This is a genomic window from Microbacterium sp. NPDC088619 (genome assembly GCF_044752825.1).
Taxonomy (GTDB): domain Bacteria; phylum Actinomycetota; class Actinomycetes; order Actinomycetales; family Microbacteriaceae; genus Microbacterium.
Map to the genome: position 1 here is coordinate 2,946,578 of NZ_JBIVLZ010000001.1, position 14,060 is coordinate 2,960,637.

The 14,060-nt window shown below is 69.8% G+C and carries 12 protein-coding genes; 7 read left to right on the forward strand and 5 right to left on the reverse strand.

Annotated features, from left to right (window positions below):
* Nucleotides 1–15 precede the first annotated feature (15 nt).
* Both ACIP5T_RS14240 and ACIP5T_RS14245 read right to left on the reverse strand, forming a co-directional pair.
* Nucleotides 16–921 carry a carbohydrate ABC transporter permease gene (locus ACIP5T_RS14240; protein WP_400864419.1) on the reverse strand — a complete coding sequence of 302 codons (906 nt, stop codon included), beginning with the start codon at nucleotides 919–921 and terminating at the stop codon, nucleotides 16–18.
* A 71-nt stretch (nucleotides 922–992) separates the two neighbouring features.
* Entirely contained in the window at nucleotides 993–2,288 is a 1,296-nt protein-coding gene (locus tag ACIP5T_RS14245; RefSeq protein ID WP_400864422.1) for an ABC transporter substrate-binding protein, read from the reverse strand.
* Nucleotides 2,289–2,476: 188 nt separating this feature from the next.
* Between ACIP5T_RS14245 and ACIP5T_RS14250 the strand changes: the two genes are divergently transcribed.
* The gene (locus tag ACIP5T_RS14250) at nucleotides 2,477–3,499 is read left to right on the forward strand and encodes a LacI family DNA-binding transcriptional regulator (protein WP_400864424.1); all 1,023 of its coding nucleotides are present in this window, start codon (nucleotides 2,477–2,479) and stop codon (nucleotides 3,497–3,499) included.
* A gap of 22 nt (nucleotides 3,500–3,521) precedes the next feature.
* Here ACIP5T_RS14250 and ACIP5T_RS14255 read toward each other — a convergent pair whose 3' ends face one another.
* Nucleotides 3,522–4,367 carry an NAD-dependent epimerase/dehydratase family protein gene (locus ACIP5T_RS14255; protein ID WP_400864428.1) on the reverse strand — a complete coding sequence of 282 codons (846 nt, stop codon included), beginning with the start codon at nucleotides 4,365–4,367 and terminating at the stop codon, nucleotides 3,522–3,524.
* A gap of 57 nt (nucleotides 4,368–4,424) precedes the next feature.
* Between ACIP5T_RS14255 and ACIP5T_RS14260 the strand changes: the two genes are divergently transcribed.
* The 5 genes from ACIP5T_RS14260 (at nucleotide 4,425) to ACIP5T_RS14280 (ending at nucleotide 10,548) form a co-directional block, all read left to right on the forward strand.
* Nucleotides 4,425–5,438, forward strand: coding sequence for a LacI family DNA-binding transcriptional regulator (locus ACIP5T_RS14260; RefSeq protein ID WP_400864431.1), 1,014 nt, complete (start codon nucleotides 4,425–4,427; stop codon nucleotides 5,436–5,438).
* A 245-nt stretch (nucleotides 5,439–5,683) separates the two neighbouring features.
* Complete coding sequence (locus tag ACIP5T_RS14265; protein WP_400864434.1) at nucleotides 5,684–6,421, forward strand: L-ribulose-5-phosphate 4-epimerase; 738 nt, start codon at nucleotides 5,684–5,686, stop codon at nucleotides 6,419–6,421.
* Complete coding sequence (locus tag ACIP5T_RS14270; protein ID WP_400864437.1) at nucleotides 6,418–8,037, forward strand: xylulokinase; 1,620 nt, start codon at nucleotides 6,418–6,420, stop codon at nucleotides 8,035–8,037. The genes ACIP5T_RS14265 and ACIP5T_RS14270 overlap by 4 nt, the downstream gene beginning before the upstream one ends.
* A gap of 28 nt (nucleotides 8,038–8,065) precedes the next feature.
* Nucleotides 8,066–9,589 (forward strand): L-arabinose isomerase, encoded by a 1,524-nt coding sequence (gene araA / locus ACIP5T_RS14275; protein WP_400864439.1) that lies wholly within the window; start codon nucleotides 8,066–8,068, stop codon nucleotides 9,587–9,589.
* A complete protein-coding gene (locus tag ACIP5T_RS14280; RefSeq protein WP_400864441.1) occupies nucleotides 9,589–10,548 on the forward strand; it encodes an aldose 1-epimerase family protein in 960 nt (319 codons plus the stop codon). The genes araA and ACIP5T_RS14280 overlap by 1 nt, the downstream gene beginning before the upstream one ends.
* Nucleotides 10,549–11,149: 601 nt before the next feature.
* Here the strand turns inward: ACIP5T_RS14280 and ACIP5T_RS14285 are convergent.
* Entirely contained in the window at nucleotides 11,150–11,815 is a 666-nt protein-coding gene (locus ACIP5T_RS14285; protein ID WP_400864444.1) for a type 1 glutamine amidotransferase domain-containing protein, read from the reverse strand.
* Nucleotides 11,816–11,908: 93 nt separating this feature from the next.
* Here ACIP5T_RS14285 and ACIP5T_RS14290 point away from each other — a divergent pair, with 93 nt between their 5' ends.
* Nucleotides 11,909–12,808, forward strand: a complete 900-nt coding sequence (locus tag ACIP5T_RS14290) for a LysR family transcriptional regulator (protein WP_400864447.1) — start codon at nucleotides 11,909–11,911, stop codon at nucleotides 12,806–12,808.
* Between the two features lie 418 nt (nucleotides 12,809–13,226).
* Here the strand turns inward: ACIP5T_RS14290 and ACIP5T_RS14295 are convergent, their stop codons facing one another.
* Nucleotides 13,227–13,814: an antibiotic biosynthesis monooxygenase gene (locus ACIP5T_RS14295; protein WP_042541421.1), complete on the reverse strand. Its 588-nt coding sequence runs from the start codon at nucleotides 13,812–13,814 to the stop codon at nucleotides 13,227–13,229.
* Nucleotides 13,815–14,060 lie beyond the last annotated feature (246 nt).

Genomic DNA, 14,060 nt, shown 5'->3' on the forward strand with positions numbered 1-14,060 from the left:
TTCTCAGCTCTCAGCTCAGTTCTCATCCGTGCGGCGGAACGCGCGCAGCTGGAAGACGTTGATGACGATGAGCGCGAGCAGCACGATCACCGAGAGGGCGCCGGCGATGCCGAGGCTGTTCTGCCCCTGGAACGCGACGTTGTAGATCAGCTGCACGACGGTCATGGTGCTGTTGTCGGGGCCGCCCTTGGTGAGGATGTAGAACTGCTCGAACGCGAGCAGCGATCCGGTCACGCACATCACGGTGGTGAGGGCGAACGTCGGCTTGAGCAGCGGCACCGTGATGTCGCGGAACGTCTGCCACCGGTTCGCGCCGTCGATGCGGGCGGCTTCGTAGACGTCGTCCGGAATGCCCTGCAGGCCGACCAGCATCAGCAGCATGTAGAAGCCCGCATAGCGCCAGACGATCAGGAAGATCGTCGACCACAGTGCGCCCTCCGGTGTGCCGAGGAACGTGATGCCCCAGGACTTCATCAGCTCGGCGAAAGGCCCGGCGATGGGGGAGTAGAGCACGTAGAACAGCAGCGAGGCGGATGCCAGACCGAGCGCACTGGGGATCAGGAACGCGGTGCGCAGGAACCCCTTCCATCGGGTCGACTCCTGCACCAGCAGGGCCAGGCCGAGGCCGAGACCGATCAGGATGACGGTCGTGATGAGGGTGTACAGCAGGGTGAAGCGGATCGAGTCCCAGAAGAGGCGGTGCGTGACGGCATCCGCGTAGTTCTCGGGGAAGTTGATGCCCTGATTGCCGCTCAGCAGCGGCCAGTCGGATGCCGACATCTGCACCACCAGCACCAGCGGGACGATGAAGAGCAGGGCGACGAAGATCGCGGTGGGGGCGGCGTAGAGCCAGCCCTGCACCGGGCCGCCGAACGCGGTGCGCGGTCTGCGGCGACGCAGCGGGGGTGCGGCCTGGGTCATCAGATTCTCTTTCGATCGGGGGACTGATGAGCGGATGCGGGGGCGGTGCGCGGCACCGCCCCCGCGATGGATCACTGCGACAGGATCGCGGTGATCTCCTCGTTGTCGGCCGGCACGGAGTCGTCGCCGTTCAGCACCGCGTTGCGGACCAGCGTGAGCCACGGGCTGCCCGGAGCGTTGAACGCCTGCTGGAAGTTCAGCGCCACCGGGGTGTCGCCCTGGGCTGCGACCTCGTTGATCGTGACCAGCCGAGGGTCGGCGGCCGCGTACTCGTTGTCGGCGAGGTCACCGCGTGACACGGCGTTGCCGTCCTTGGCGAGCACCTCGACCTGAGCGTCCTCGGACATCATCCAGTTGAGGAAGTTCCAGGCCTGCGCCGCCTTCTTCGAGTCCTTCGAGATGCCGATGCCGTCGCCGCCGACGAACGTCGAGGCGCCGCCGTCCACCCCGGGGATGCCGGCGACTCCCGCGTCGAACTCGAGGGAGGGAAGCAGGGTCGCAGGGAACGGCATCACACCGACCTTGCCCTCGCTGAATGCTGCGGTCCAGGTGGGTCCGGCCTCATCCGTCGAGGAGGGGAGGATCGCGCCGGCATCCTGCAGCTCTGCCCACGTGTCGTAGACCGCCTGAGCCGAGTCGCCGTCGAGCAGGGACTCGGTGCCGTCATCGCTCATGACCTCGTCGCCCGATGCCCAGATGGAGGGGAACCAGGTGAAGACCAGGCAGCCACCGCAGTTGAGGCCCGTCGCGGTGCCGTAGGTGTCGGGCTTGTTCAACGCCTGCACGGCCATGGCCGCCTCGGCGAACTCCTCGAGCGTCGCGGGTGCCTTCTCGGGGTCGAGGCCCGCCTCGGCGAACAGCTCCTTGTTCCAGAAGAGCATCGAGAGGTCGAGGGCGAAGGGCAGCACGTACTCGGCGCCGTCGACCGTGCCGGCCGACAGGTGCCCGGGGTTGATCTCGTCCTTGAAGTCGAGACCGTCGATCTGCTCGGACATGTCCTGGAACAGGCCCTGCTGCGCCCAGTTGGGCACGTAGACGATGTCGGCGGCGAAGAGGTCGGGCAGACCGTCGGATCCGGCGGCGGCGCCGACCTTCGCGACGTAGTCGTCGTTGGGCACGACTGTCAGCTCGACCTGGTTCTCGTGGCTGTCGTTGTAGGCGTCGACGAGCAGCTTGGCCTGGCGCTCGATGGGCGCGCGGGTCCACAGCGTCAGCGTGGTGCCGTCATCCGTGCCTTCGGCGGGAATGGGTTCGTTCGACGCCTCGTCGGCGGCCGGTGCGCAGGCGGCGAGGCCGCCGACGAGCAGGCCGGCAGCGATGACGGCGGCTGCTGCCCGGCGTGCGGCGTGTGTGCGGGTGGTGTTCATGGGCGGGGGCTCCTCTGGGCTCGTCCTCGAGCGGGTGCGGTGTGGCGCTTCGACAGTGCAGCGCCGGGAGTGGAGTGGTGTGCGATCGGCTTTTCGAAATCTACGAAAACCCTTTCGAAAAGGTATAGCGTGGTTGTGACGGGGTCGTCAACCCTTGTTCCGATAACCTTTCAGCAACAGGGAGTGGGATGACCGACACGACTGGAGCACGGGCTGTGACCCTCAGCGACGTCGCCGCGCGCGCGGGGGTGTCGATCTCGACCGCCTCGAAGGCGCTGAACGATCGGGGCGATGTGTCGGCGGCGACCCGAGCCAAGGTGAGGGCGATCGCCGACGAGCTCTCCTTCACCCCCAACGCCATGGCCCGAGGCCTGCTCGCCGGACGCACCGGCACGGTGGGTCTGCTCACGAGTGACCTCGAGGGCCGCTTCATGCTGCCGATCCTGATGGGGGCCGAAGACGCCTTCGGCGCCGGCCGCATCAACGTGTTCCTCTGCGATGCGCGAGGTGATGCGATCCGGGAGCAGCACCACTTGCGCGAGCTGCTGAGCCGTCGCGTCGACGGCATCATCGTCGTCGGCCGTCAGACGGATCCGCGCCCCTCGCTCGGGCAGGAGATCCCCGTGCCCGTGGTCTACGCGTATGCCCCGTCGGATGACCCGCGCGACCTCTCATTGACTCCCGACAACTATGCCGGCGGGCGTCTCGCGATCGAGCACCTGCTCGCCTGCGGGCGTCGGCGCATCGCGCACATCTCGGGCGACCCGACCTATGCCGCAGCTCAAGATCGTCTCGCCGGCGCCAGAGCAGCTCTCGGCGAGGCGGGGCTCGAACTCGTGGGCGAACCGATGTTCTCGGAGTGGACCGAGCACTGGGGTCGGGACGCCGCAGCGATGCTGCTGCAGCGGCATCCGGACATCGACGCCGTGTTCTGCGGATCCGACCAGATCGCTCGCGGTGTGCTCGACTCCGCCCGTGATCTCGGGCGCACTGTGCCGGACGACCTCGCGGTGATCGGCTACGACAACTGGGAAGTGCTGGCCACGAACGCGCGACCCGAGCTCACCAGCATCGACGCCAACCTGCAGCAGCTCGGGCGTCAAGCCGCGTTGCGGGTGTTCGACGCCATCGACGGCATCGACATCGGCGAGGGGACGCACCACCTGCCGGTGCGCCTCGTGATCCGCGGATCGACCATCGCCCGGCGCTGACGCTCACCCTGTCGTCGTCGGGTCAGGCGTGGTCGCGCCAGGAGTGCTGTGGGTCGAACCCCAGGATGCGGCGGGCCTTGTCGATCGACAGCAGCGTCTCGTTCGGTCCGAACTCGCGGGCGACCGGCACATCGGGGAAGACCTCGGCGAGCAGCTCGGCGTTCGGCCGCGACATGACCGTGTCGGCCGCCGCGACGATGAAGTTGTCGAACCCGGGTGCCGCCACCTCGAGCGCACGCTCCACCGCCTGCGCACCGTCGCGGGCGTCGATGTACCCCCACAGGTTCCACTTGCGGCGCAGAGCGTCGGCGTCGAAGTCGGGGAACTCGGCGTAATCCTCGGGGTTCATCACGTTCGAGAACCGCAGCGCCGTGATCGACAGGTCGGGGTGCCAGCGCACGAGCTCCCTCGCCAGCTGCTCCTCCAGCGTCTTGACCAGCGAGTAGACCGATTCGGGGCGCGCCGGGTAGTCCTCGTCGACCGGCACGTAGGGCGGCGGCACATCGAACGGCAGACCGAGGACGGTCTCGCTCGACGCGTAGACGATGCGGCGGATGCCGAGTCGCACCGCCGCCCAGAAGACGTTGAACGTGGCGGGCATGTTGTTGTGGAAGGTCGCCACGTCGCTGCGGATGCCGGGGGCGGGGATCGCACCGAGATGCACGACGGCGTCGATGCCCTCGTGTCGGTCGCCGACCGCGGTGAAAGCATCCACGACCTGGCCGTAATCCGTGAGGTCGACCTGCACGAAATCGGGGCCGCGAGTGCCCGCGACGTCCATGCCGATGACCTCGTATCCGTGGGCGCGGAGTTCCCGCGCGACGACGCTGCCGAGCTTGCCCGATGATCCGGTGAGTGCGATGCGCATGTCACCAGAGTGGCACGAAGGCGAGGCGCCGGGGCCGCTCGGCATACACTCGTCGGCGTGAGTGACACGAGCAGCGAGCCCCGCCGCACCGTCGGCGTGCGCGACGTCGCCGTGCGCGCGGGGGTGTCACGCCAGACGGTGTCGCGGGTGCTGAACGACCACCCCGAGGTCGCTGCCGAGACCCGCGAACGGGTGCTCGCCGCGATGTCCGAGCTCGGCTACCGCATGAACAACGCCGCGAGGGCGCTGGGCACCCGGCGCTCCCGCACCCTCGGAGTGCTGGCCACCGACGCGCTGCACTACGGACCCTCGCGCAGTATCGCCGCGCTCGAGGCGTCGGCCCGCGAGGTCGGCTATTGGCTGAGCGCCGCCTTCGCGGACGCGGGGGATGCGGATGCCGTGGTCGCCGCGGTCGACCACCTCGTGATGCAGGGTGTCGAGGGCATCGTCGTCGTCGCGCCCCACGCCCACACCCTCGACGCACTCGACGAGGTGCGCATCGGCGTTCCCGTCGTGACCCTCCATGCAGCCGACCGGGGTGCGCGTGGCCTCTCGGTCGACCAGGCTGCCGGAGCCAGGCTCGCCGTCTCAGCGCTCGCCGATGCCGGACACACGCGCATCGCGCACCTTGCCGGACCGGCCGACTGGCTCGAAGCCGAGTCCCGTAGGCAGGGGTTCGCCGCCGAGCTCGCCGCCCGTGGACTCGTCGCCGGCCCCGTGATCGAGGGCGACTGGACCGCCGGATCGGGCTATGCGGCGGCTGGCGCCGTGCGGGACTCGGGTGTGACGGCGGTCTTCGCGGCGAACGACCAGATGGCGCTCGGGCTGCTCGGTGGTCTGCAGGAGGCCGGACTCTCGGTGCCGGGCGACATCAGCGTGGTCGGTTTCGACGACACTCCCGACGCCGCGTACTACTGGCCGAAGCTCACGACCGTGCGGCAGGACTTCAGCGAGCTGGCGCGTCGTGCAGTGGCGGCGGTGCTGGCGGGCAGTGCCGGAGCCGCGGCATCCGATCTCGCGCCGGTGGCACCCGTGCTCGTGACGCGGGACTCGGTGGCGCCGCCGCGCTGAACGGCGCCACGGTGCGTGCCGGCACGCTGCGGGGTCAGTTCTGCACGTGCGGCGCGCTGCGGGGTCAGTTCTGCATGTGAATACGCCGTATCCGATGCGAAAGTGACCCCGCAGGAGACGGGAGATGCGAAAGTGGCCCCGCACACCGCGGCGCCGAGCGGGCGCCGGCGTCTTGACGGTCCGCCGACCTCCGTGACACACTTCTGTGACCGGTCACAGTGACCACCGCCGACCCTGAGGTACCCGTGAGCAACGAAGCCCCCGCTTTCTCTGACGAGAACGTCTTCCCCCCTGAGATCGACGCATCCATCCAGGCCGTCCGCGAGGATGTCGCCCGTCTGCACGGCGAACTGGTCCGCTACGGACTCATCGTCTGGACCGGCGGCAACGTCTCGGGTCGCGTGCCCGGCGCCGACCTGTTCGTGATCAAGCCGTCGGGTGTGAGCTACGACGACCTCACGCCCGAGAACATGATCCTGTGCGACCTCGACGGCGCCGTGATCCCCGGAACCCCCGGCAGCGACCGCTCGCCCTCGAGCGACACTGCCGCCCACGCCTACGTCTACCGCCACATGCCCGAGGTCGGCGGAGTCGTGCACACGCACTCGACGTTCGCCGTCGCGTGGGCCGCCCGCGGGGAGGAGATCCCCTGCGTCATCACGGCCATGGCCGACGAGTTCGGCGGTCCGATCCCGGTCGGTCCCTTTGCGATCATCGGCGACGACTCGATCGGCCGCGGCATCGTGCAGACCCTCGCCGGCCACCGCAGCCGCGCGGTGCTGATGCAGAACCATGGCCCCTTCACCATCGGGGTGGACGCGAAGGATGCCGTCAAGGCCGCCGTCATGGTCGAAGACGTGGCCCGCACCGTGCACTACGCCCGTGAGGCCGGCCCGCTGATCCCGATTCCGCAGGAGGCGATCGACAGCCTCTTCACCCGCTACCAGAACGTCTACGGACAGAACTCGGACGCCCGACGATGAGCGACACGACCCCCACCCCGAGCAACGAGGCGACCACCGCCCGCGACGACATCGCCGCCGGCCGCACGAGCCTCGGCATCGAGCTCGGCTCGACGCGCATCAAGGCCTGCCTGATCGGTCCGAACGCCACCGACGTGCTCGCCACCGGATCGTTCGCGTGGGAGAACCGGCTCGAGGACGGACTCTGGACCTACGCGATCGACGAGGTCTGGAACGGACTGCAGGCGGCATACGCCGGTCTCGTCGCGGACGCGCACGAGCGTCATGGCGTGCGCCCCGAGACGTTCGGCGCCATCGGCATCTCGGCCATGATGCACGGGTATCTCGCGTTCGACGCGCAGGGCGAGCTGCTCACGCCGTTCCGCACCTGGCGCAACACCAACACGGGGGCTGCGGCGGCGGAGCTGACCGATCTGCTCGGGGTGAACATCCCGCTGCGGTGGTCGATCGCCCACCTGCACCAGGCGGTGCTCGACGGCGAGGAGCATGTGCCGCAGCTCGACTTCGTCACCACGCTCGCGGGTTACGTGCACACGCGCCTGACCGGCGAGCGTGTGCTCGGAGTCGGCGACGCCTCGGGCATGTTCCCGATCGACTCGGCGTCCGGCGACTACGACGAGCGGATGCTGCAGGCGTACGACGCCCTCGCTGCACACCGTCTTCCCGCGAGCGCACGAGAGCTGCTCCCGACAGTCCTCCCCGCCGGCTCCGCGGCAGGAACGCTCACGGCCGAGGGTGCGGCGCTCCTCGATCCGACCGGTGCGCTGAAGCCCGGCATCCCGCTCTGCCCGCCCGAGGGCGATGCCGGCACCGGCATGGTGGCGACGAACTCGGTGTCTCCGCGCACCGGCAACGTCTCGGCGGGCACGAGCATCTTCGCGATGGTCGTGCTCGAGCGCCCGCTGGCGGAGGTGCACCACGAACTCGACCTCGTGACGACTCCTGCGGGCGACGCCGTCGCGATGGTGCACTGCAACAACGGCGCCAGCGAGCTCGCCGCCTGGGCAGGGCTCTTCACCCGGTTCTCGGCCGCCGCCGGACAGCCGTTGAGCGATGACGCCGTCTTCGACACGCTCTTCCGCGAGGCTCTCGATGGAGAAGCGGATGCCGGGGGCCTGCTGGCCTACAACCACCTCGCCGGCGAGCCGATCGCCGGTCTCACCGAGGGGCGACCGCTGTTCGTGCGCACGCCCGACAGCGCCTTCACGCTGGCGAACTTCATGCGCTCGCAGCTCTACGGCGTGTTCGGCACGCTCGCACTGGGGATGCAGGTGCTCGCCGCCGAGGGCGTCGAGCTCGACCGCATGTTCGCGCACGGTGGCATGTTCCGCACCGCCGGGGTCGCGCAGCGATTCCTCGCTGGCGCCCTCGGCGCTCCGGTCGCGGTCGGCGAACTCGCCTCGGAAGGCGGCGCGTGGGGCATCGCGGTGCTCGCGTCGTACCTCGCCCACGCCGACTCGGTGTCGCTGGGCGAGTACCTCGAGCGCGACGTCTTCGCCTCGGCATCGCTCGCGGTCGCCGACCCCGACCCCGCCGACGTCGCCGGCTTCACCACCTACCTCGACCGCTACCGCGCAGGCCTCGCCGTCGAAGCCGCCGCCGTCGATTCCCTCTGACTCTCCCCGCCACACCGAAGGACCACTCATGACTCGCACTCCGCTCTCCGCCTCGCTCGACGGCTACGAGGTCTGGTTCCTCACCGGCAGCCAGCACCTCTACGGCCCCGAGACGCTCGCGCAGGTCGCCGAGCAGTCGCAGGAGATCGCCCGCATCCTCGACGAGGCCGGCGAGGTTCCGGTCACCATCGTCTGGAAGCCGGTGCTGACGGATGCCGCCGCCATCAAGCGCACGGCGCTCGAGGCCAACGCCGACGACAGGGTCATCGGTCTGATCGCGTGGATGCACACGTTCAGCCCCGCGAAGATGTGGATCGCCGGTCTCGACGCGCTGCAGAAGCCGCTCGCCCACCTGCACACGCAGGCGAACGTCGAACTGCCGTGGGCCGACATCGACTTCGACTTCATGAACCTGAACCAGGCCGCGCACGGCGACCGCGAGTTCGGCTACATCCAGACCCGTCTCGGCGTGCCCCGCAAGACCGTCGTCGGCCACGCGAGCGACCCGCGCGTTCGCCAGGAGATCGCGACCTGGCAGCGGGCCGCCGCCGGTCTCGCGGCATCCCGTTCGCTCAAGCTCGCCCGCTTCGGCGACAACATGCGCTTCGTCGCCGTCACCGAGGGCGACAAGACCGAGGCCGAGCTGCGCTTCGGCGTGCAGGTCAACACCTGGGGCGTGAACGATCTGGCGGATGCGGTCGCCGCGGCATCCGACTCCGAGATCGACGCCCTCGTGGCAGAGTACGAAGAGCTCTACGAGGTCGTGCCGGAGCTGCGCCGCGGAGGCGACCGCCACCAGTCGCTGCGCGACGGGGCCGCGATCGAGATCGGTCTGCGGACGTTCCTCGAGGAGGGCGGCTTCGGCGCCTTCACCACCTCGTTCGAAGACCTCGGTGCGCTGAAGCAGCTGCCCGGTCTCGCGGTGCAGCGTCTGATGGCCGAGGGCTACGGCTTCGGTGCCGAGGGCGACTGGAAGACGGCGATCCTCGTGCGCGTCGCCAACGTGATGGGCGCGGGACTGCCCGGCGGCGCGAGCCTCATGGAGGACTACACCTACGACATGACTCCCGGCGATGAGCTGATCCTCGGGGCGCACATGCTCGAGGTCTCGCCCTCGCTCACGACTGCCAAGCCGACGCTCGAGATCCACCCGCTCGGCATCGGCGGCAAGGACGACCCGGTGCGCCTGGTCTTCACCGCCGACCCCGGTCCCGCGATCGTCGTCGCCCTCAGCGACATGCGCGACCGGTTCCGCCTCACCGCGAACGTCGTCGAGAACGTTCCGCCGCGCCAGTCGCTGCCGAAGCTGCCTGTCGGCCGCGCCGTCTGGAAGCCGCAGCCCGACTTCAACACCTCTGCCGCCGCCTGGCTGACCGCGGGTGCCGCGCACCACACGGTGATGTCGACCGCCGTCGGGCTCGAGGCCTTCCGCGACTTCGCCGAGATGGCAGAGGTCGAGCTGCTCGTGATCGACGACGAGACGACGCTCCCCGAGTTCCAGAAGCAGGTCCGCTGGAACCAGGCGTACTACCGACTCGCACAGGGGCTGTGATGACCGACGTCTCGTCGGCCACCGTCGATCTCGCGACCGCGGCGCGTGCGCGCTCCGGCCGACAGCTGCGCATCACCGGTCACGGCTATGAGGCGGTCATCGCGAGCGTCGGAGCCTCGCTGCGCATGCTGACCTTCGACGGGCGCGACCTGGTCGTGCCGTTCGAGGCCGACGAGGTGCGGCCCGGATACCGCGGCACCACCCTGGCGCCGTGGCCCAACCGCATCGTCGACGGTCGCTACACGTTCGGTGGCGCCGAGCATCAGCTGGCACTCACCGAGCCGGCCCGTGGCCAGGCGCTGCACGGCCTGCTCTCGTGGGCCGAGTTCGAGGATCGCCTCGTGCTCGACGACCGGGTCGTGCTCGCGGCCGTGATCGAGCCGCAGACGGGGTACCCGTTCCGCGTCGAGGTCGAGACCGAGTACCGCATCGACGCCGACGGCCTGCATCAGACCGTCACGGCGCACAACCTCGGGGCGGATGCTGCGCCCTGGGGCACCGGACCGCATCCGTATCTCGTCGCCGGTCCCGACGGCCGGGTGGATGACTGGACGCTCACCCTGCCGGCATCCGAGGTGCTGACCGTGACGGATGACCGGTTGAGCCCCGTGGCGCTCGAAGATGTGGCCGAGCATCCGCAGTGGGACTTCCGCGCTGCGCGCCCGATCGGCGACGTGTTCATCGACCACGCCTTCACGGGGCTCGCCCGCGATGGCGGTGTCGCCGAGGTGCGGCTGGTGACGGATGCCGGCACCGGCGTCGCGATGACGTTCGACGAGCGCTGCCCGTGGGTGCAGGTGCACACGGCCGACAACCCGGGGATCGACGCGATCCATCGCATCGGCCTGGCGGTCGAGCCCATGACCTGCCCGCCCGACGCGTTCAACTCCGGGACCGACCTTGTCGTGCTCGAACCGGGCGCGACGCACGCGGCATCCTGGAGTATCGCCGCCGTCTGAGTCTTGGCGGCCGGCCTGAGTCGCTCGCGGCACGGTCGTGGCGCCGATGCGGGGTCAGTTCGGCATCGGGGATCCTGTGCGGGGCCAGTTCGGCATCCGGGACCCGATGCGGGGCCAGTTTCGCATCCGGGACCCGATGTGGGGTCAGTTCGGCATCCGGAAAGGGCGTTTCCGGTGCGCAACTGGCCCCGCACGCGTGCTGTCGTGCGAGAGCGGGCGGATGCTGTCGCGTGCGGGGTCGATAGTGCATCCGCTCCCCGATGCGGGGTCAGTTCGGCATCCGGCATCCGGGGATCGGATGCGGGGCCAGTTCGGCATCCGAATGGGGCGTTTCCGGTGCGCAACTGGCCCCGCACGCGTGCTGCCGTGCGAGAGCGGGCGGATGCTGTCGCGTGCGGGGTCGATAGTGCATCCGCTCCCCGATGTGGGGTCAGTTCGGCATCCGGGGTCGTATGCGGGGTCAGTTCGGCACCAGGGATCGGATGCGGGGTCAGTTCGGCATCCGAATGGGGCGTTTCCGGTGCGCAACTGACCCCGCACGCGTGGAGGAGAGAGCGGGTGCGGGTGCCGGACGGCGCGGGTGCGGACCGCGCCCCTCCGATCAGGCCAGAGCAGCGAGCAGAGCGCGGGCCGCGGATGCCGAGGACTGCGGGTTCTGGCCGGTGATGAGCAGCCCGTCGACGATCGTGTGATCGCTCCACGGGTCCGTGACCTCGACGTCGGCACCGAAGTCGCGCAGCGAGGTCTCGAGGAGGAATGGCGCGCGGTCCGCGAGGCCTCCGAGGCGCTCCTCCTCGTCGGAGAAGCCGGTGATGCGCCGTCCGGCGACCAGCGACTTGCCGGCGGCATCGCGGGCGGGCAACAGAGCCGCGAGCCCGTGGCACACCGCGGCGAGCGGACGTCCCGCGGCGACGGTCGCCGAGATGAGTGCCGCCGAATCGGCGTCCACCGCGAGATCCTGCATGGGGCCGTGGCCGCCGGGGTAGTAGACCGCCGCGTAGTCGGCGCCGTCGACGTCGGCGAGCACCAGAGGAGTGCTGAGCCCGGGAATCTGCGCGAGCGCCGCGGCATCGCCCTCGCCGAGGCTCGACGCGTCGGCGACCGGCTCGACACCGCCCGGGGTCGCAAAGACGACCTCGTGCCCTGCGGCGGTGAGTAGACGGTAGGGGGCGAGCAGCTCTTCGGCCCAGTAGCCGGTGGGGTGCTCTGTGCCGTCGGACAGGGTCCAGGTGCGGGCGCCGGTGACGACGAAGAGGACGGATGACATGAATGCTCCCAATGATCGGACGGCGGATGCCGTGCGGATGCGATATCCGGGACAACCGTGAGCTCAGGGGAACGATTCCGATACATTGCCGATATGAGCAATCGGAATCTCGATGGGCTGCAGGACCTCGCCCTGTGGCGGACCTTCCTCGTCGCGCACCGGTCGGGCTCCGTGTCGGGGGCGGCGCGCGCTCTCGGACTCGCACAGTCGTCGGTGACCGCTCAGCTGCAGTCGCTCGAGACCACCGTCGGTGAGCCGCTGTTCGTGCGCCATGCTCGCGGCATCCGGCCCACGCCTCGCGCGGATGAGCTCGCCGCGCGGCTCGCCGGCCCGCTCGACGCGTTGGCGGATGCTCTCGGCTCTCACCCGGCGGTCGAACCGCCGGTCGTGCGCCTCGGCGGTGCGGGGGAGTTCCTGGCCAGCATCGCGGCTCCCGCTCTCGCAAGTGCGGTCGCCGCCGGGCTGCCGCTCTCGGTCACGACCGGCCTGGCCGATGATCTGCTCGACCAGCTCAGGGTCGGCAGCCTCGACCTCGTGGTCTCGGCAGTGCGTCCTCGAGGGCGCACACTGCCCAGCATGCCGCTCTTCGATGAGGAGTTCGCGCTCGTGGCCTCTCCGTCGCGAGGCATCGAACCGTCGCCGACTCTCACCCCGAACGCGCTCGATCAGGTGCCGCTGCTGGCGTACGACCGGGATGTGCCGATCGTGCGACGGTACTGGCGGCATGTGTTCGGCATCCGTCTCGACCGGGAACCGGGTCTCGTCTTCCCGGACCTGCGGGCGCTCGCTGCCGCTGCGGTGGCTGGTGCCGGCGTCACGGCCCTGCCGACCTATCTGATCGCCGACGAACTCGCCGATGGGAGGCTCGTCGACCTGCGACCGACCGAGGATCCGCCGATCAACACCCTGCACCTCGTGCGGCGGCCGGGGCCATTGTCCGACGGCATCGCGGTCGTCGAGCGTGCGCTGCGCGTCGCCGTCGCCGACCTCTGAACGGTGGGGCGGGGCGGGGGCGGGGTCAGGTGCGCATCGGGACTCCGGTGCGGGGCCACTTTCGCATCCGGAAGCCGGTGCGGGGCCACTTTCGCATCGGGATCCCGCGATTCAGGTGCGGTATTGACCCCGCACAGATGCACTGCCGCGGCCTCACAGATGTGCAGCGGCTCGCGCGGCGGACGCACGCGACGGACGCGACGGACGGACGGATGCCGCACCGCACGGACGCACGCGACGGACGGATGCTGCACCTCACGGTCGCACGCGACCCACGCACGCACGCGACGGACGGATGCGACGGACGGATGCGACGGACGGATGCCGCGACTCACGGGACGCACGCACCTCACGGACGCACGCACCTCACGCACGCACACGGCAGGCGCGGCAGACCCGATGCGGCAGAGCCGGCGTCTCAGCGGTTGAGCCAGTGGCGCAGCGTGCGAGTGACCCACGGCAGTACCCAATAGGTCATGATCGGCGTCAGCACGACCGTCGTGGCGAGCACCCGCAGCCAGATCGGCAGCTCGTTCCAGCCGGGGATCGGGCTCATCGCATAGGTGAACGCGAGGTTGAGGGGGAAGAAGCCGAGCCAGATCGATACGGCCTGCTTCCACCGCGGGGGAGTGCTGACCATCGCGACGGTGGTCGTCGAGCCGTCGGCCCGGGGGAGGGTGATGGTGTCGGTGGTCGGCTCGTCGAACCAGCCCTCGATGCCGCTCCGGCGCCGCACGCGCTCGCTCCGCACGAATTGCTCGCCGGTCGACTTCCACCACTCGCGCTCGCCGGACTGCTCCCAGGCGACGAGCGACTTCTCGTCGGAGAACCGGTAGAGCATGTGCCAGACGTGCGAGTCCTCGCCGTCGCGCACCCATCCGGATCCGAGGAACCCCGGATACCGATGGGCGAGATTCACGCCGGTCTGCACCCAGGCGGTGGCCTCGGCCACATGCTCGGGGTCGAGTTCGCGGCGGATGGAGACGGTGATGGGTTCACTGGACATGGTGGGTCCTCGGAGACTGCGGCCGCCCGGATCACGGGCGCCTCGACGGTGGGGGATGCGCCAGGGTGCGGGCGCACCAACGATTGTATTTCGGATGCCGGGGGTGGCCGCCGTGTTTCGCCGCGCGCGAAGACGGCATCCCGAGGTTCTGACGGTGCGCGAGGCCGGGTGCCGGATGCCGGGTGTTGGGTGCGTCGGAAGCCGAATGCGCCTGCGGGTGCCGGATGCCGGATGCCGGATGCCGGA